This is a genomic window from Mesorhizobium bavaricum (genome assembly GCF_056781655.1).
The window spans coordinates 5,903,717-5,922,423 of record NZ_CM165566.1 but is presented as its reverse complement, the minus strand read 5'-3'; the positions used below and the strand labels follow the sequence as shown (position 1 = coordinate 5,922,423).

Sequence of the window (18,707 nt, the reverse complement as noted above, 5' to 3'; positions counted from 1 at the left end):
GCGAAGGAGAAACAGGCATGGCCGAGTTCAAGAAGCCCGAAATCTCCGAGATGAGACCCAAGATCACCGTTATCGGCGTCGGCGGCGGCGGCGGCAATGCCGTCAACAACATGATCGCGGAGCAGCTTCAGGGGACCGAATTCATCGCCGCCAACACCGACGCTCAGGCGCTGACCATGTCGAAGGCCACGCGGCTGATCCAGCTTGGCGCTCATGTCACCGAAGGATTGGGCGCCGGGTCGCTTCCCGAGATCGGCCGCGCCGCGGCCGAGGAATCGCTCGACGAGATCATGGACCATCTGGCCGGCACGCATATGTGTTTCGTCACCGCCGGAATGGGCGGCGGCACCGGAACCGGCGCTGCTCCGATCATTGCCCAGGCGGCGCGCAAGGCCGGCATCCTGACCGTGGGCGTCGTCACCAAGCCTTTCGCCTTCGAGGGCCGGCGCCGCATGCAGATGGCCGAAGAAGGCATCGAGCGGCTGCGCGAGAGCGCCGACACGGTGATCGTCATCCCGAACCAGAACCTGTTCCGGATCGCCGACGCCAAGACCACCTTCGCCGATGCGTTCGTCATTGCCGACCGCGTGCTCTATTCCGGCGTCAGCTGCATCACCGACCTCATCGTCAAGGAAGGCCTGATCAATCTCGACTTCGCCGATGTGAAATCGGTGATGCGCGACATGGGCCGCGCCATGATGGGAACCGGCGAGGCCTCCGGCGAGGGCCGGGCGATGAAAGCGGCGGAAGCGGCGATCGCCAACCCGTTGCTCGACGAAGTGTCGATGAAGGGCGCCAAGGGCGTACTGGTCTCGATCTCGGGCGGCAGGGACATGACCTTGTTCGAGGTCGACGAGGCCGCCACCCGCATCCGCGAAGAGGTCTACGAGGACGCCGACATCATCGTCGGCGCGATTTTCGACAAGAGCATGGAAGGCCGCTTCAGGGTCTCGGTGGTGGCGACGGGGCTCGACCGTTCGTATGGGGCCGAGGATGCCGATGCCGGCATAGCCCGCGACCACGTCGGCCAGCCGCCAGCGCGGACGCTCCAGTAGGGCGTACCTCGCATCATATCCTCGCCAGGCATACCTTTTCGAGGGGCGTTCGCCGAACGGCAGCGCCCATTGCCCGCAGATCAGCTTGGCGACGCAAATTAACGTGGCCAGCTGTATCGATCTCTAGCAGACTGCTGCTACAAGAATCCTTCACAGACGGCCATCTATACTGGCAACCGGCATTCGTTCGAGCGACGAGAGGCGCGGCTTGGAATTTGACTTGAAAACCATCGAGGCGCTTGCGCCCGACCAGGCGTCGTTGAGCGCCGCTTCCAAATTGACCAAGCAATCGAACTGGCCACGACTCGAAAAGAACGAACAGCTCGCTCTCATCTGGGGGGAATGCCAGGGTTCCGGCTCCAATCCCTACCGTGTGGTCGTCGACACCGGCGACCATGGCTACAAATGCACCTGCCCGTCGCGGAAATTTCCCTGCAAACACACCTTGGCGCTGATGTGGATCGCCGCCACCGCGCCAGCCGGTTTTGCCGCCGCTGGGTCGACGCCGGAATGGGTGAACGATTGGCTGGGCCGCCGCAGGAAGGCCGCGTCGCAACCTGTGGAACCGACACAAGGTGTGGGCGGCAAAAGCATCGGCGAAGCCGCGCGCGACGAAAGCGCCGTTGTCGAAGATGCGACAGCGATTGAACGCCGCGAGGCAGCGCAGCGCAAGCGGGCAGAAGACACGCGATCTTCCGTGTCGGCGGCGCTGGATGAACTCGATCAGTGGATCGCCGACCAGTTGCGGCTTGGCCTTGCCGGTTTTGTCGACAACAGCAGCGATCGTTGCCGCCGGATCGCCGCGCGGCTGGTCGACATGAAGGCGACGGCACTTGCCAGCCGCATCGACGAGATACCGTCACGGTTGATGGCGTTGCGCAGCGAGGAACGGCCGGACGTGGCGATCCGCGAACTCGGCAAGCTTGTGCTGCTGGCCAAGGCCTGGCGATCGGCACCTGATGACCCGGAACTGAGGCGGCTCGTATCGACCTCCGAGAGCCGCGAACAGGTGCTAGCGAATCCCGATGCGATCGAGGTCGAAAGCGTCTGGGAGGTGCTCGGCGAGAAGATCGAGTCGCGCCGTGACGGTCTTGTCAGCCATTCGACCTGGCTGCTCGACCTGAACAGCGCCACCTCGCAATTTGCCCTCCTGCTCGACTATTTTCCGGCGTCGGCCGGTCGCCGGTCGAACGCGTTCACGCCAGGTGACCGTTTCGATGCCCGGTTGGTCTTCTATCCGGCGCGTCAGCCGCTACGGGCGTTGGTGGCGGATCGCAAGGGCGACGTCCCGTCCGGCGAGTGGCCGGATTTCAGCCTTGGCGCATCGGATCCGCTCGCGGCTCACATTGCTCGCCAGGACGAAGCGCCCTGGCTCACCGACTGTCCTGTCATGCTGCCACCCGGCGCGATCCTGCTGGACGATCGGGGTGCCGCCTGGTGGCAGGCCGCCGGCGATCCGCACGGCATCGCCTTGCCGATCGCCGACACTGTCAATCCAACGCTGCTTGGGCTGGACCTCAAGGCAACGGCCGCGCTTTGGAACGGCAGCCGGCTTGACCTGCTGGCGGCGCAAAGTGGGTTCGGGAGGCTTGATCTGTCATGAATGAGAGCGAGCAGACCGGCCTGGCGACCATGCGCGATTGTTGGATCACCGGCGGCACCACCTTCGATTTGGCTCCGGCCGCATGGAAGGAGATCGCCGGCAGCGCAAACCCCGACGAGCGCGAACGCCGGTTGCTGGCAATCGCCGCGCAGGCCCTCGAAATTGCCTTGCGGCCGGCCGCTCCGAAGACGCTGAAGCGTCGCCCGCCACTGCCTGAACTTGGCCTACCGATGCTGCCGGAGCGGCTGCGGCCGCTTTTGCGAGCCGCGCTGAAACACGCCAGCGACACAAGAGGCAAGACGCGCGTCGTGGCGCTCGTCGCCAGCCGCGGCTTCGTGCTGCATCCGATGGACTGGATGCCTGCCGCCTCGGATCACAACAGTCCGGACGTCTATGCGCCCTGGATCGACTGGCAGTCAGGCGTGGACGGCGAAAAACATACAAGCCAGGAGCAACTGACGGCGGAAAACTGGGACGACTTCTATCCCGCCGCGCGCCGTACCGCGCTGGCCGACATGCGTCGCACCGCACCGGCTTCGGCCCGGATGCTGATCGAGACCAAGGGACCTGGCGAGCCGGCGGAGGTCAGGCTCGCGCTCATCGAACTGATGCGCTTCGGCCTCGGCACCGATGACGTGCCGTTCCTGCAGAGCCTCTCCACCGATCGTTCCGGCAAGGTGCGCGAACTGGCCGGCCGGCTGCTGGCAAGGCTGGGAGAGCACGGCCAGCCTGGTGATGGCGGGCCGGAAGATCCGACCGCCGAACTCGCCGCCTTCATCGCAGAAGGCAAATCCGGCTTCATCCGCCGCCGCACCACCTACGCGCCGGCAAAACTCAAATCGCCGGCACAGGAGCGGCGCCGCGCCGAACTGTTCGAAAGCTGCAACCTGGTTGATCTTGCCGCGCGCTTCGGCGTCACCGAATCCGATTTCATCGGGGCGTGGCAATTCGGCGCCGACAACAATGCCGATATCCTTGTCGCGCGAATGGTTGCCGCCTCAGGCAGCGACGCTGCGGTGACGCATATGGCCGATACGCTTGTCGCCGAAGGCGGCAAGCCGGCGCTTTTCGTCCTCCACCTCATGCCGCGTCTGGACAGCCGCAGGAAGCGTGTCCTGGTCAGGCTGATCCTGAAAGACACGCAATATCTTGGTGCGCTCAACCTGGCCGAGGGCCTCGAAGCAAGCTGGCTGGAATGGGCCGACCTGACAAACGGCCAGACGCTCCCGGCGCTGCGCTCCGCTGTTGCGGGAAACGATGACGCCGTGAAGCGAGGCGTCGACCAGCTGCTGGAAACGATGGGCCATCTCGCCACGGCGGCAGCGGCGGAAAAATTGATCGGGGACGTTGTTGCAGCCGGTATGGCTCCGGCGGCGCCTTCGCTCGGTCTTCTGCGTCTCAACGCATCACTGGCCGGGCCTGGAACCGACACATGATCAATCCGGAGAACAGCAAATGAACGCAGCCATCCGTCTCCCGGTCGAGCAGGCCTACGCCGCCGAATTGCAAGCGCTCGCACGCAATGACGACCGGCAGAGACCTGCCGGGTGGAGCCTCTCGCCGAAGGCCGTGTTGACTTACCTGCTCGGCGGCAAGGCTGACGACGGGACGCTGATAACGCCGAAATATGTCGGGCGGCGCCGGCTGATGGAGACCGCCGTGGCGACGCTCGCCACCGATCGCGCGCTGTTGCTGCTCGGTGTTCCCGGCACGGCGAAATCCTGGGTGTCGGAGCATCTCGCCGCCGCCATCATGGGCGACTCGACGCTGATCGTGCAGTGCACCGCCGGCACCGATGAGAACCAGATCCGCTATGGCTGGAACTATGCGCAGCTTCTAGCCAAAGGCCCGAGCCAGGAGGCGCTGGTGCCGACACCGCTCTACCGCGCCATGCAGGACGGCAAGCTGTGCCGCCTCGAGGAACTGACGCGCATGGGCTCCGATGTGCAGGACACGCTGATCACCGTGCTTTCCGAAAAGATGATGCCGATCCCGGAACTCAACACGTCGATCTACGCGCAGCGCGGTTTCAACATTATCGCCACCGCCAACAACCGCGACAAGGGCGTCAACGAATTGTCATCGGCACTGAAGCGCCGCTTCAATGTCGTCGTGTTGCCATTGCCCGAGGACATGGCGGAAGAAGTGGCGATCGTCTCCAAGCGGGTCGGCGAAATGGCTGGCGGTCTCGACCTGCCGGTGCCGAAGAATGTCGGCGAGGAGATCGCCCGCGTGCTGACCATCTTCCGCGAATTGCGCTCCGGTGCGACATCGGACGGCAAGGTCACGCTGAAGACGCCATCCGGTTCGCTGTCCACGGCCGAGGCGATCGCCACAATGGTTGGCGGCCTCAGCCAGGCGGCCTGGTTCGACAGCGGCAAGCTCGGCGCCGAAGGCCTGGCGGCCAGCCTTGTCGGCGCGATCATAAAGGATCCGGTGCAGGACAAACTGGTGCTGGAAGAATATCTGGAAACGGTCCTCAAGAAGCGGCCGGACTATGCCGGTTATTACGCCGCCTTGAACGCGGCGATCTGAGGCCATGGCGCTGAGCGACGTTTCCTATTTCGGCATACGCCATCACGGGCCCGGCTCCGCCGACAGCCTTGTGCAGGCGTTGCAGGAGTTGAAACCGGTCGCCGTGCTGATCGAAGGGCCGGCTGACGCCTCCGCGCTGCTGCCACTGCTTGCCCGCCCCGAAATGCAGCCACCGGTGGCGCTGCTCTGCTATCCGGAAGACGATCCGGCCTCGACGAGCTTCTGGCCTTTCGCCGAATTCTCACCGGAATACCAAGCGGCCCTGTGGGCTGTCGGCAACAACGCGGCATTGCGGTTCATCGACCTGCCTTCATCGGCCCGGATTGCGCCTGTCGACGACGCGGAAAATGCCGATGCCGCTGAAGCGGAACCCGACGTCGACAACGAGACGGCGCCGCATGTGCGCGACCCGATCGGGACGCTGGCGCAGGCTGCCGGCTATGAGGATGGCGAGAGCTGGTGGTCTGACATCATCGAGCAGAATCCGCAACCGGGCCCCATCTTCGCTGCGATATCCGACGCCATGACGACGCTGCGCGACGGCGAAGGTCCGCTTGCCGCCTTCGAGGCCAGGCGGGAAGCGCATATGCGGCTTGAAATCACCGCCGCGCGCAAGGAATTCGATGGGCCGATCGCTGTCGTTTGCGGCGCCTGGCATGTGCCGGCGTTGCAAGCGACGCGATCGCAGAAGGAGGACCAGGCGCTTCTCAAGGGGCTCGCCCGGCGCAAGAGCATGATGACCTGGGCGCCATGGACGGGGCCGCGTCTGGCGCTCGGTTTCGGCTATGGCGCCGGCGTCGTCGCGCCCGGCTGGTGCAAGCATCTGTGGCGCACGCGAGGCCGGCACGACGCGGCGACGCTGTGGCTCGCGATGATCGCGGCGGTGCTGAGAGCGAAGGGGCATATGGTCTCCACCGCCTCGCTGATCGAAGCCGAACGGCTGGCCCGCACGCTGGCCGCAATCCGTGAGCGGCCAAAGCCTGGTTTCGAGGAATTGCGCGACGCCGCGATCGCCGCCCTGTTCAACGGCGAAGCGCTGCTGTGGGCGCTGGTCGAAGCCGAACTGCTGCTGGGCGCGGATGTCGGTGAAATTCCACCCGACACGCCACTGGCGCCGCTGATCGAGGACCTGCAGCGCAACCAGAAGACGGCGCGGCTGAAGCCCGAGGCGCTGGAGCGCGAACTGTCGGTCGACTTGCGCAGCGAAAGCGGGCTGTTTCGTTCGACATTGCTGCACCGGCTGAACGTGCTTGGCGTGCACTGGGGTAAATTGACCGACAGCGGCGGCAGCCGCGGCACGTTTCGCGAGCGGTGGATGCTGTCGTGGGAGCCGGAATATGCCGTTCGCCTGGTCGAGAACCTGGTCTATGGCCCGACCATTGAAAAGGCCGCCAACGGCCGGCTGATCCAGATGATCGGCGCGGCGACGTCTCTCGATGCGATGGCCGCACTGGTTCAGGGCGCCATCACGGCAAACCTGTCGGAAGCGTCGGCGGCCGGCCTCGTGGCCTTGGAGGAACGGGCGGCGCGCAGCAGCGAATGCCTGGAAATCCTGGCATCGGTGCCGCCGCTCGCCGACATCATCCGCTATGGCGAGGCGCGCAAGACGCAAACGGCTCGCCTTTCCGGTCTGCTGGAGCGGCTGATCATCGAAGGCGGGATCGCGCTTGCCTATGCTGCTCGCGACCTCGATGCGCAGGCTTCCACGACACTGGTCGGCGCCATGCGCAAGGCCGACGAGGCGATCAAGCTGGTCGAGCCTGGACAGGACGTGCTGGACGCCTGGCGCAATGGACTGGCTGCGGTGCTGGATGGATCGCGATCGACGGCATTGGTAGCTGGCTGTGCCGCGCATCTTCTCTACGAAGCCGGCCATCTGTCGGCCGACGCAGCAGCGGGTCTGATCGCACGGCGCCTGTCGCCGGGAACGCCGGTCGCCGAGGCGGCAGGATTCTTCGAAGGGTTCTTCAGCACCGCCGGTCAACGGCTCATCTATGATGAAGGCCTGCGCGGCGCGGTCGATGCCTGGCTCGTATCCCTCGACGAGGACGCCTTCATCGCTCATCTGCCGCTGCTGCGCCGGGTCTTTTCGCATCTGGACTCCATGGAACGGCGGCGGTTGATCGAGGCGGTGCTCGGCCGCGCCAGGCGCCTACCTGCGGGCCTTACACCGACGCCGGATGGTGGCGAGGCGTGGCGCCGTCACCTGCAACGGCTTGGACCCTTGCTGATGGGCGGGAATGGCGATGGATGACGAGGCCGAGATAGGCGAAGCGTCGACCGATGACGGACGGGAGCGCCGCTGGCGACTGGCGATCGGCGCCGATGACGAGAAATCGCCTTCTCTTTCCGACACTGACAAGCGGCTTTCGGCGGCACTCGATGCACTCTATGGCGATGGCGCCGGCGATGCCGCCGCCGATCCGCGCAAGCGGCGCGGCGGGCTCGGCCGCTCGGCGCCGCGGGTGGCGCAGTGGATGGGCGATATCAGATCGTTCTTTCCCGCGCAGGTCGTGCAGATCGTCCAGAAGGATGCCTTCGAGCGCCTCAACCTGAAGCAGATGCTGATGGAGCCGGAGTTCCTCAAGGCGATCGAGGCGGACGTCAATCTCGTTGCCGACCTGATTTCGCTGCGCTCGGTTATGCCGGCCAAGACCAAGGACATCGCGCGTACGATCATCGCCGATATCGTCGCCAAGCTGATGCAGCGGCTGGAGCAGAAGACGGCCGAGGCGATCCGCGGTGCGGTCGACCGGTCGCAGCGCACCAACCGGCCCCGCCAGCGCGACATCGACTGGCCGCGCACCATCTCGGCCAACCTCCGCCACTACCAGCCCGAGCACAAAACCATCGTGCCTGAGAAGCTGGTCGGCTTCTTGCGCAAGCAGCGCCGGCTGGTCGATCTGGACGAGGTCGTGCTGTGCGTCGACCAGTCAGGATCGATGGCAAGCTCGGTGATCTACGCCTCGATATTCGCCGCGGTGCTGGCCTCGTTACCCGTCGTGCGGACCAGGCTCGTCTGCTTCGACACGACCATCGTCGATCTCACAGATGAGCTCAGCGATCCCGTCGAAGTCCTGTTCGGCGTTCAGCTTGGCGGCGGAACCGACATCAATCAGGCCATCGCTTATTGCGCGGATCGCATCGAACGGCCGACCAAGTCGCACATGGTGCTGATCACCGACCTTTATGAAGGCGGCAACGGTCAGGAATTGCTGCAGCGGCTTGCCGCGCTGGTTCGTTCCGGCGTCAATGTCGTGGTGCTTCTGGCGCTGACCGACCAGGGCAGACCCGGTTACGACCCAAAGATGGCGGGTTCGGTGGCCGCGCTCGGCATTCCGGTCTTTGCCTGCACGCCGGATCTGTTTCCAGACATGATGGCGGCGGCATTGCGGCGCGAGGATATTGGCGCATGGGCGGCCGGCGCCGACATCAAGCTGGTCCGCGCCGAGACCGAGACGCCGGAGTGAAACAGCCGGCACCAGGGTTGCCAGGATGATCCTGGCAACTCTGGGAGAGGTTCGTCCGGCTCAGCCGAACTTCGGGTCGAGGCTGCCCGATTTGTAGCGCTTGGCCATTTCGGCGACCGGCAGCGGCTTGATCTTCTGCGCGTTGCCGGCGGTGCCGAACTGCTCGAAGCGCTCCTTGCAGAGCTTCCTCATCGCCGCCATTGCCGGCGTCAGATATTTGCGCGGGTCGAACTCGCTCGGGTTCTCGGTCAGCACCTTGCGGATCGCGCCGGTCAGCGCCATGCGGTTGTCGGTGTCGATGTTGATCTTGCGCACGCCATGCTTGATGCCGCGCTGGATCTCCTCGACCGGCACGCCCCAGGTCGGCTTCATCTGGCCGCCATATTTGTTGATGATCTCCTGCAGATCCTCCGGCACCGAGGACGAGCCGTGCATGACCAGATGCATGTTCGGCAGCCGGCGATGGATTTCCTCGATGACGTTCATGGCCAGCACTGCGCCGTCCGGCTTGCGCGAGAATTTGTAGGCGCCGTGGCTGGTGCCCATGGCAACCGCCAGCGCGTCGACATGGGTGTCTTTGACGAACTCGACAGCCTGCACGGGGTCGGTCAGAAGTTGGTCGTGGCTGATCGCGCCTTCGACGCCGTGGCCGTCTTCCTGCTCGCCGCCACCGCTCTCCAGTGAGCCGAGCACGCCGATCTCGCCTTCGACGGAAACGCCGCCCCAATGCGCCATGTCGACGACACGGCGGGTGATGCCGGAATTGTAGGCGTAGTCGGCCGGCGTCTTGCCATCTTCCTTCAGCGACCCGTCCATCATCACAGAGGTGAAGCCGTACTGGATCGCGGTGACGCAGGTGGCTTCGTTGTTGCCATGGTCGAGATGCATGCAGACCGGGATGTCAGGGTGGATTTCGACCAGCGCATCGATAAGCTTGGCCAGCACCACGTCATTGGCATAGGCGCGGGCGCCACGGCTCGCCTGCAGGATGACCGGTGACTTGGTCTCTTCGGCGGCCTCCATGATGGCGAGGCCCTGTTCCATATTGTTCATGTTGAAAGCGGGCACGCCGTAGCCGTATTCGGCGGCGTGGTCGAGCAATTGTCTTAGTGTTATGCGAGCCACCCAATAGTCTCCCGTATCTGGTTTCAAGCGCAACGTCGCGGGCCGACCGGTCGCCGGTCGGCCCTGATGCTTCTGGCCGGATTTCAGGGCAACCGCAACCATAAGAGGCCTCGTCGACCGCAATTCTTGTTGCAGGGCTGAAATCCGGCTTCTTTTGGTGATCTCAGGCCGCGATCAATTCCCGCGCGGCCAGGATCTGCACGCAGGCATTGGCCGCTTCCTTGCCCTTGACGGTGAAGTGCTCGAAGAAGAAGCGGTGATGCTCGGCGCTGTCATGGTAGTTGTGCGGGGTGAGCACCGCCGACAGCACCGGCACGCCGGTCGACAATTGCACGTTCATCATGCCGTCGATGACGGCACTGGCGACGAATTCATGCCGGTAGATGCCGCCATTGACGACGAAGGCGGTGCCGAGGATCGCGGCATAGCGGCCGGTCTCCGCCAGGGTCTTGGCGTGCAGCGGAATTTCGTAGGCGCCGGGCACGTCGAAGACATCGACGGCGAAGCGCTCGCCTGCGATCTCCGCCAGTTCCGCCTCGAAGGCCAGCACGCACTGGTCGACGATGTCGGCATGCCAGCGCGCGCGAATGACGGCGATGCGGGTCGTTTCATAGTCTTTATGGGTATGCTGATTCATGGGTCCATCCTTCCGTTTCGAACCAGAATCAGGACGCACGATACGAAATCCGGCCCGCCGAGGCGGTCCGTCTTCCGTTCGTTCTCTTCCATCCGGACTGTAACCGTCGGCTCCGGAATCACACCGGAATCTGCTGACCTCTCCGATAAGTGGAGAGCGCTCGCGGGCTTGGCCGAAACCCTTACCGCCGGTGGGGACTCTCACCCCGCCCTGAGAACATTAACGCCGTTTGTATGGAAGGGCAGGGCGCCGCTGTCAATCGCGTGAAGGGCTGATAGCCGATACAGTCTGTCAATTAGTCGTGCGCCATGCAGCCGCCGCAGCGGCAACCAGCATGAGCAGTGCGGCAACCATCGCACAGATGGCAAAACCGAAAGTCGAGTAGAGCGGGCCGAAGCCAGTGGTGCCGACAAACACCGCCAGATAGGTCACTGCGCTGTTCAGTCCCATGATCGTGCCGCGCCGCGTGGGATCGAGCGCCGACAGGCGCATCACCAGGACGTTCAGGCCGAAGTGGTTGGCCAGTCCCCATACCGCCACAATGGCGATGGTCAGGCCGAAGCTGCCGCTGGCCGCGGCAATCGCGACGTAGACGGTGGCGACCAGAAGATAGGCGAACGGCATGACGCGACGCGCACCCAGCCGATCGATGACACCGTCGAGGAGGGCGGCCGTGCCGAAGCCGATGCCATAGGCAAGTGCTGCCCAGCCGTTGGCACTCACCGGTCTCCCCAATCCGCTGTGCAGGTGATCGCCGAGATAGCCATAGACGCCATAGAAGGCGGTCATGAAGGCGGCGCAGGCGACCAGAAGCGGTACGATGCCGGGAATGCCGAGCGCCTCCAGCGGCGTCGGCGCCGGGCCGCTCTTCCTGGCGTCGCTCAGCGACGTCATTGTGAGACCGGCCAAGGCAAGCATTGCAAGCAGTGCGACCGCTGCGAAAACGGCACGCCAATGCACGAGATCGGCAAGCACGGCCGACAGCGAAACGCCGGCGACCATGCTCAAGGTCCAGCCGGTCAGCACGACACCGATCGTGCCGCTTTCGCGGCCCGGCGGCGCGATGGCCGCCGCACTGGCATAGATTGCCGGCATGGCGATACCGGCGGCGATGCCGGCGACAGACTGGGCCACGACCAGCGCCGCGACCGTCGGTGCCGCGGCACTGGCGACCAGTGCAATCGCCAGCAACAACAATGCGCCCTGCAACATCCGGCGTGCGCCAACCCGGTCGATATAGCGCGCCAGGAACAGGGCGCTTGCGGAGGTGCCGAGGCCGAACGCGGCCGCCGCAATCATCACGACCGGCACGCTTGTCGCAAACGACGAGGCCACGGCCGGTGCGATCGGGCCCAGCACAAGCGAATTCGAGCCGATCACCGCGATGCAGCCAGTCAGGAGATAGGCGAGAGCCGGGATCGGCGCCCGGGCGTTTGTAGCCAATGATGCAACTTGATCAGCGTTCGACATAAGACCATAGTGACCGCATTGAATTCTGTAGCAACCGGGAATTTCAACATGGATGAAGAAACAGATGGCATTCTGCAGAACAGGTCTGCGGCCCGTGACCTCGACGCAATCGACCGAAAAATATTAGGCGTCCTCGTCGACGACGCGACGGTCAGCTACGCCGAGCTCGGCGATCGTGTGGGGCTTTCACCGCCGGCCGCGCATGAGCGGGTCAAGCGCCTGCGGCGCAGCGGCGCCATCCGCAGCACAGCCGCCATCATCGATCCCAAGGCGGTGAAAAAGCCGTTGCTCGCCTTTGTCCATATCGACACCAGAGGCTGGGGAAAGACCCCGGAACTGATGGCGGTTTCGCAGTATCCGGAAGTCGAGGAAATCCATACCGTCGCCGGTGATACATGCATGCTGCTGAAGGTCCGCACCGAAGACACCAGAGCGCTCGAAGGACTTCTGGCACGCCTCTACGAGACGCCGGGTGTCACGTCGACGCGCAGCTATGTGGTGCTGTCGACCTATCTCGAGCGGCCGGTACAGCCGGGCGTGACCGCGACGTGGCCGACGCCCAAGCACATGGCCGAGCCACTGTACTAGGAGGGCGGGACCGAAACTCGCGGCGTTTGGTGCTACACGCGCTCGGGGAACATCGCCTTCAAGCCTTCCCGCGACGCCTTGGCGACACCGCGTTCGGTGATCAGGCCGGTGACCAGCCGCGCCGGCGTCACGTCGAAGGCCGGGTTCGCCGCGGGCGTCGCCTCGGGCGAGATGCGCACCTGGGCGATCTCGCCGGCGGCGGTCTTGCCCCAGACCAGCGAGACCTCGTCGGCCGAGCGCTGCTCGATCGGGATTTCAGCAAGCCCATCATGCACCGTCCAGTCGATGGTCGGTGACGGCAAGGCGACATAGAACGGCACGTCATTGTCGGCGGCGGCAAGTGCTTTGAGATAGGTGCCGATCTTGTTGCAGACATCGCCGTCGGCGGTGGTGCGGTCGGTGCCGACGATGACCATGTCGATCTCGCCGCGTTGCATCAGATGGCCGCCGGCATTGTCGACGATCAGCGTGTGCGGCACGCCGTGGCCGGCCATTTCCCAGGCGGTCAGTTGGGCGCCCTGGTTGCGCGGCCGTGTCTCGTCGACATAGACGTGGACGGGAATGCCGGCCTCTGTGGCCAGATAGATCGGCGCGGTCGCGGTGCCGTAGTCGACGGTCGCCAGCCAGCCGGCATTGCAGTGGGTCAGGATGTTGACCGGTTCGCCCTTCGGCTTGCGCGCCGCGATGGCCTTGATGATGGCGAGGCCGTTCTCGCCGATGGCGCGGTTGAGGCCGACATCCTCGTCGGCGATTTCGCCGGCGCGGTGGTAGGCGGCCTTGGCGCGTTGCTCTGTTGGCAGCGGCTTGAGGAAGCGCCGCATCTCGTCCAGCGCCCAGCGCAGGTTGATCGCGGTCGGGCGCGTCTCGTGCAAGGTTTCCCAGACGGCGTCGAGCGCTGCATCGGACGGATCGTCCGCCATCTGCATGGCGACGCCATAGGCGGCAGTGACGCCGATCAGAGGCGCGCCGCGCACCCACATGTCGCGGATCGCGGTGGCGATGCCGGCCACGCTGCCGATCCTCTCGACGCGGAAATCATGCGGCAGCCAGCGCTGGTCGATGATCTCCACCGAACGCCCGTCGTCGCTCAGCCAGATGGTGCGATAGTGGCGGTCGCCGACGTTCAAATGCTGCTCTCCTGTTCGATCAGCGCGGCCAGAGTGTTGACCTCGTCGATGCTGTGGATCTGGCGCCGGTTGACGGCGAGGTGGCGGCCGAATTTCAGCGCCTTCGCCTCACAACTGGCGCGCAAATCCTCGTCGGCAATGGTCTCGAAGTCGGCATTGTGGGCGAGGCCGAGGATGCGCCGGTGGACCTCGATGCCGGCAAAGCCCAGGAGGTCGGTCCAGATCTGATGCAGCACATGGTCGAGCGCCTGTTCCGCGCCGAGCCTGTCGCCCTGATCTTCGAACAGGCTCTTCTGGTAGAGCATGCCGGTGCGCTCGGTGCGCCACAGATGCGAGAACTCGGCGCGGAACACCGCCCATGTCTCGACCGTCACCTCGAGTAGATAGGCGCGCATGGCGTCGCGCTTGCCGTTCTGCTCGTGTCCACGCTGCGAGAAGAAGGACATCCAGAAATTGGCGAGCAGCATGCCGACATCGAACGCCATTGGACCGTAGAAGGCGAACTCCGGATCGATCATCCGCGTTTGGCTGTCGGTGACCATGATCGATCCGGAATGCAGGTCGCCATGCAGCAGTGTTTCGGCATTGGCGGCGAAGATATGCTTCAGCCGCTGCGCCTCGACCTTGAGGTCGCGGTCGGCGCGCAGTTCGGCGACGAGAGCGTCCAATTGCGGGCTCGTATGCCGGTTCATCCTGGCGTCGAAATAGGGATCGGAGAACACCAGGTTCTCGGTGATGTCGCAGAGTTCGACATTGTCGGCGAACAGCGCCAGATCGGCCTTGCGGTCCTTGGCTGCCATATGCAGGTCGGAGCCGCGAAACAGGGTGCGCGCCATGAACAGGCCGATATCCCTGGCAATGTTTGGCAATTGCCGGCCTTCGATCAGTGCCCGCCGCAGGATGATGTGCGGCGACAGATACTCCATGATGATGAGCGCCTGGCCTTCATCGAAATGATGGATCGCCGGCACCGAGCCCGGCGCGCGCGCCTCTTGCCGGGTCAGCGCGTGGTATTCGAAGAAGGAGCGCTTGAGCGGCAGCGGCCAGCTGTCGCCGACCAGGCGGACATAGGGCAGGGCCTGCTTGACCACCGCTGCACCGCTGGCGCCCTCGACGATGAAGACGAGGTTCAGATTGCCGTCGCCGACCTCGCGGACCTTCCAGGCGCTGGAGTCCTTGCCGATCCGCGCGCGCAACGCCTCGTTGTCGCCAAGGCGGGTTGGCAGCGTCTCGACCGACAGTGCTTCGAACGGCAATTTCCCAGTCATCGTCATCCTCCCGCTTATGCGCCCCGAACATAACGGAGGCATGGCGGCCGGGCCAAGCTAGGAAGCGATCTGGCAATTGTCAATCGTGTTGACAATTGCCGATGTTGCCCATAGCGTCATGTCAGGGAGGAACGCATGGTCGGCAATGCCGTGTTCCGCGCAGAGGGGCTGAGGAAATCCTTTGGCCAGAACGAGGTGCTTGGCGGCGTCTCGCTGGAGCTGCACGCCGGTGAAGTGACCGTGCTGATGGGCGCCAACGGCGCCGGCAAGTCCACCCTCGTCAAGATCATCAGCGGCGTCTATGAGCGCGGCGACGGCACCATGGGCCTCGCCGGACAGGCCTTCGCGCCGAGCACGCCGGCGGAGGCGATCCGCGCCGGCGTCGTCACCGTTCACCAGAACATCAATGACGGCGTCGTCGCCGATCTCGATGTCGCCACCAATTTGACCCTCGACCGCCTGAGTGGCAGCGGCGCCCCGTTTCTGTTCAATCCGGCTCGCGTGCGTCGCGAGGCGAGGGCCGTTGCCGACCGCATGGGGCTGGCCATCGACCTCAAGGCGCGCGTCACCGATCTTTCGCTGGCCGATCGCCAGATGGTTGCGATCGCCCGCGCGCTCGCGCATCAGCCGAAAGTGCTGATCCTCGACGAGCCGACCTCCTCTCTGTCCAGCGCCGAGGCTGACCGGCTGTTTGCGCTGATCGACAGACTGCGCGAGCAGGGCGTCGCGATCCTCTACATCTCGCACCGCATGTCTGACATCAGGCGGCTTGCCGACCGCATCGTCTCGATGCGCGACGGCATCATCTCAGGCGTCTTCGACAAGAAACCGCTCGATTATGAAGGCGCGGTCAACGACATGCTCGGCCGCAAGATCCAGCTTGACCAGATCGTCGTCAGGGATTCGGCCAAGATTGTTCTCAAGATCGATGGTTTGCGCATAGCGCAAGGCACCAGGCCGATCTCGCTGACGCTCGGCGATGGCGAGGTCGTCGCCATCACCGGCCTCGTCGGCGTCGGCAAGACGGCGCTGGCCGAGACGCTGTTTGGCGTGCGCAAGCCGCTCGCCGGCACCATGATGCTGAACGGCAAACCCTATGCGCCGCAATCGACGGGCGAGGCGATCGCCGCCGGCGTCTTCCTCGTCGCCAAGGACCGCGGCGAGAACGGCATCGTCGGCGGCTTCAACATCCAGGAAAATATCAGCCTGCCGTTTCACAAGCGCATGTCGCGTCTCAGTGTTCTCAGGCGCCGTCTGGAACGCGCCACCGCGCGCCGGCAGATCGAGGACCTGGGCATTGTCTGCCGCTCCGAGAAGGACGAGATGTCGGCGCTGTCCGGCGGCAACCAGCAGAAAGTGATGGTCGCCCGCTGGATGGCGCAGGAGGCAGGGCTGTTCATTCTGGACGAGCCGTTTCAGGGCGTCGACATTTCCGCCCGGCGCGACATTGCCGCCAAGCTCAGGGCGAGTGCAAACGGCCGCGCCACGCTGCTGTTCGTCACCGAACTCGACGAGGCGCTGGAGACCGCCGATCGCATCCTGGTGATGTCGGAGCAGACCATCGTCGGCGAACACCGCAACGCCGATGTCGATCTCGATCGCCTGCTGGCCGAGGTCGCCGGCGGACCGCTGCACAGCGCCGCCTGAGCGCGGCGGCAAATAGGAATTGGAATGGAGAGACCATGGGTTCGAGTTGGGTAAAAATCGCAGCGGCGTTGGGGAGCGCTGAATGACGCTGCGCGACCATGCCATCCGCTACGGCTTCATCGTGCTCTTGTTCGGGCTCGTCGCCTATTTCGCGATCGCCGCCGACGGTTTCGTTTCGCCGCAAAGTGCCGTCTTCATCTTCCAGTCGGTCGCCATCACCGGCGTGCTGGCGCTCGGCGTCACCGCCACGCTCGTCGTCGGCGGCTTTGATCTGTCGATCGGTTCGGTTGCCACTTCAGCCATGATGGCGGCGGCTTATGTCATGGTGGTGCTGGAGCAGAACGCTCTCGTCGCGGTCGTCGCCTGCCTGCTGATCGGCGCCATTGTCGGCCTGATCAATGGCTGGCTGATCGTCTACATGCGGGTGCCGGATCTCCTGGCGACGCTCGGCATGATGTTCCTGCTCGTCGGCCTGCAGCGCATCCCGACCGAGGGCCGTTCGATCGCCACCGGCATGACCATGCCGGATGGTTCGGTCGCCAATGGCAAGTTCAGCGACGCTTTCCTGGCGCTCGGCCGCCACCGCTTCGATTTCTTCATCCCGAACCTCATTCCGGTGTCGGTGGTGGTGCTGCTCGTGCTCGCCGTGCTGATCTGGTTCTTCCTCGAATACACGCGTTTCGGGCGCATGATGTATGCGGTCGGCAGCAACGAGCGTGCTGCCGAACTCGCCGGCGCGCCTGTCAAGGCATACAAAATCTGGGCCTACGTTATTTCAGGAGTTTTTGCCTCGATCGGCGGCATTTTGCTCGCCGCCCGGCTTGGACGCGGTGACATCGCCTCGGGTAATAATCTGCTGCTCGACGCTGTCGCCGCGGCGCTCATCGGCTACGCGGTGCTTGGCGCCGCCAAGCCGAACGCCTTCGGTACTGCCGTCGGCGCGCTGTTCGTCGGCATCTTGCTGCAAGGCCTGACGATGATGAACGCGCCTTACTACACGCAGGATTTCGTCAAGGGCGTGGTTCTGGTCGTCGCCCTTGTCTTCACCTTTGCCCTTTCGGGCAGGGGCGGGAGATAGCATCCGGCCGGATAGGATTTTGAGTTCAACAAGAGTGGAGGAAACAAGGTGAACATCACAAGAAGACTTCTGGGAAAGGCAGCGCTCGGGCTGGCCGGCGCAACCATGCTGATGCAGTTCCCGGCGCTGGCCGCGGACAAGCCGGCGCCTTTCGACAAGCCCGGTGTCAAGATCGCGCTGGTGCGCTATCTCTCGACCGGCGACTTCTTCCAGGCCTATCTCAGCGGCGTCGAGGCACAGGCCAAGGCACTCGGCGTCGACCTGCGCGTGCTCGACAGCCGCCAGGACGCCGCCCTTCAGTCCGACATGGTCGACCAGGCCATCGCGCTTGGCGTGCAGGGCATCATCATCCAGCACGGCCTGACGGAATCGATGAAGGACGCCGCGCAGCGCGCGGTCGACGCGGGCATCAAGGTGGTCGCCTTCGACGTCAATGTCGAGAACCCCAAGATCCCGCAGATCGAGCAATCCGACCGCGACCTGGCCCGCCTCGCGCTCGAGCAGGCGGTGAAGGACAATGGCGAGAGCTGGAAGGCCGGCTATGTCTATGTCGCCGGCATCGCGCCGCTCGACCGCCGCAACGAGACCTGGGTCGACGTCAAGAAGAAGTATGCCGGCATCAGCGAAGTCGCGATGTTCGGCACGCTCGACAACCCGATCGCCAATTCCGTCGCCAACCAGGCGCGTTCGGTGCTGTCGGCTCACCCCGACATCAAGGTGATGTTCGCCCCCTATGACGAATTCGCCAAGGGCGTGAAGATCGCCGTCGACGAAGCGGGCTTGAACAAGGGCATCAAGATCTACTCGGCCGATATCTCGACGTCCGACATCGCGGCGATGCGCGAGCCCGACAGCGCCTGGGCGGCAACCGCCGCGACCAACCCGGCCGTCGTCGGCCAGGTCTCGGTGCGTGCGCTGGCACAGCTGCTCGCCGGTGAAGACCCCGGCCACAACGTCGTCGTGCCACCGACGCTGATCACCCAGAAGGACCTCATCGACAAGGACATCAAGAACATGGAAGACCTGTCGGCCAAGCTGCCGCAGTTCGCCCATGCCGATGTCGCGATGCCGGCATGGATGCCGAACCCGAACGCCAAGTAGGTT

General features: G+C 64.5%; 15 protein-coding genes and 1 riboswitch. Of the genes, 10 read left to right on the top strand and 5 right to left on the bottom strand.

Annotation, left to right across the window (positions count from 1 at the left end; genetic code table 11):
- The first annotated feature begins 17 nt into the window (after positions 1-17).
- The 6 genes from ftsZ (at position 18) to AC1RZR_RS28935 (ending at position 8,663) form a co-directional block, all read left to right on the top strand.
- Positions 18-1,055, top strand: a complete 1,038-nt coding sequence (gene ftsZ / locus AC1RZR_RS28960; RefSeq protein WP_477273710.1) for a cell division protein FtsZ — start codon at positions 18-20, stop codon at positions 1,053-1,055.
- 220 nt (positions 1,056-1,275) lie between these two features.
- The gene (locus tag AC1RZR_RS28955) at positions 1,276-2,658 is read left to right on the top strand and encodes an SWIM zinc finger family protein (protein WP_481826748.1); all 1,383 of its coding nucleotides are present in this window, start codon (positions 1,276-1,278) and stop codon (positions 2,656-2,658) included.
- Positions 2,655-4,094: a DUF5691 domain-containing protein gene (locus AC1RZR_RS28950; protein WP_481826747.1), complete on the top strand. Its 1,440-nt coding sequence runs from the start codon at positions 2,655-2,657 to the stop codon at positions 4,092-4,094. The genes AC1RZR_RS28955 and AC1RZR_RS28950 overlap by 4 nt, the downstream gene beginning before the upstream one ends.
- Before the next feature lie 19 nt (positions 4,095-4,113).
- Positions 4,114-5,193, top strand: coding sequence for an ATP-binding protein (locus AC1RZR_RS28945; RefSeq protein ID WP_111546965.1), 1,080 nt, complete (start codon positions 4,114-4,116; stop codon positions 5,191-5,193).
- A gap of 4 nt (positions 5,194-5,197) precedes the next feature.
- Entirely contained in the window at positions 5,198-7,447 is a 2,250-nt protein-coding gene (locus AC1RZR_RS28940; protein WP_481826746.1) for a DUF5682 family protein, read from the top strand.
- Entirely contained in the window at positions 7,440-8,663 is a 1,224-nt protein-coding gene (locus tag AC1RZR_RS28935) for a VWA domain-containing protein (protein ID WP_477273720.1), read from the top strand. The genes AC1RZR_RS28940 and AC1RZR_RS28935 overlap by 8 nt, the downstream gene beginning before the upstream one ends.
- 60 nt (positions 8,664-8,723) lie before the next feature.
- Here the strand turns inward: AC1RZR_RS28935 and fba are convergent, their stop codons facing one another.
- From fba to AC1RZR_RS28920, 3 genes are all read right to left on the bottom strand, one after another.
- Positions 8,724-9,788, bottom strand: coding sequence for a class II fructose-bisphosphate aldolase (gene fba / locus AC1RZR_RS28930; protein WP_023729260.1), 1,065 nt, complete (start codon positions 9,786-9,788; stop codon positions 8,724-8,726).
- 163 nt (positions 9,789-9,951) lie between these two features.
- Positions 9,952-10,425 (bottom strand): 6,7-dimethyl-8-ribityllumazine synthase, encoded by a 474-nt coding sequence (locus tag AC1RZR_RS28925; RefSeq protein WP_481826745.1) that lies wholly within the window; start codon positions 10,423-10,425, stop codon positions 9,952-9,954.
- 76 nt (positions 10,426-10,501) lie between these two features.
- A riboswitch (FMN riboswitch) is annotated at positions 10,502-10,647 on the bottom strand.
- A 69-nt stretch (positions 10,648-10,716) separates the two neighbouring features.
- Positions 10,717-11,895, bottom strand: coding sequence for an MFS transporter (locus AC1RZR_RS28920; RefSeq protein WP_481826744.1), 1,179 nt, complete (start codon positions 11,893-11,895; stop codon positions 10,717-10,719).
- Between the two features lie 48 nt (positions 11,896-11,943).
- On the opposite strand from AC1RZR_RS28920, the gene AC1RZR_RS28915 reads away from it, so the two are divergent.
- Positions 11,944-12,483 (top strand): Lrp/AsnC family transcriptional regulator, encoded by a 540-nt coding sequence (locus tag AC1RZR_RS28915; RefSeq protein ID WP_481826743.1) that lies wholly within the window; start codon positions 11,944-11,946, stop codon positions 12,481-12,483.
- A 32-nt stretch (positions 12,484-12,515) separates the two neighbouring features.
- On the opposite strand, the gene mtnA is transcribed toward AC1RZR_RS28915, so the two are convergent.
- Both mtnA and mtnK read right to left on the bottom strand, forming a co-directional pair.
- Positions 12,516-13,610, bottom strand: a complete 1,095-nt coding sequence (gene mtnA / locus AC1RZR_RS28910) for an S-methyl-5-thioribose-1-phosphate isomerase (RefSeq protein ID WP_481826742.1) — start codon at positions 13,608-13,610, stop codon at positions 12,516-12,518.
- Positions 13,607-14,878, bottom strand: coding sequence for an S-methyl-5-thioribose kinase (gene mtnK / locus AC1RZR_RS28905; protein ID WP_481826741.1), 1,272 nt, complete (start codon positions 14,876-14,878; stop codon positions 13,607-13,609). Before mtnK ends, mtnA begins: the two co-directional genes overlap by 4 nt.
- Positions 14,879-15,013: 135 nt before the next feature.
- Between mtnK and AC1RZR_RS28900 the strand changes: the two genes are divergently transcribed.
- The 3 genes from AC1RZR_RS28900 (at position 15,014) to AC1RZR_RS28890 (ending at position 18,704) form a co-directional block, all read left to right on the top strand.
- Positions 15,014-16,525 carry a sugar ABC transporter ATP-binding protein gene (locus tag AC1RZR_RS28900; RefSeq protein ID WP_481826740.1) on the top strand — a complete coding sequence of 504 codons (1,512 nt, stop codon included), beginning with the start codon at positions 15,014-15,016 and terminating at the stop codon, positions 16,523-16,525.
- Between the two features lie 82 nt (positions 16,526-16,607).
- Positions 16,608-17,603: an ABC transporter permease gene (locus tag AC1RZR_RS28895; RefSeq protein ID WP_481826739.1), complete on the top strand. Its 996-nt coding sequence runs from the start codon at positions 16,608-16,610 to the stop codon at positions 17,601-17,603.
- Positions 17,604-17,651: 48 nt separating this feature from the next.
- The gene (locus tag AC1RZR_RS28890; RefSeq protein WP_477273737.1) at positions 17,652-18,704 is read left to right on the top strand and encodes a substrate-binding domain-containing protein; all 1,053 of its coding nucleotides are present in this window, start codon (positions 17,652-17,654) and stop codon (positions 18,702-18,704) included.
- Positions 18,705-18,707: the final 3 nt, after the last annotated feature.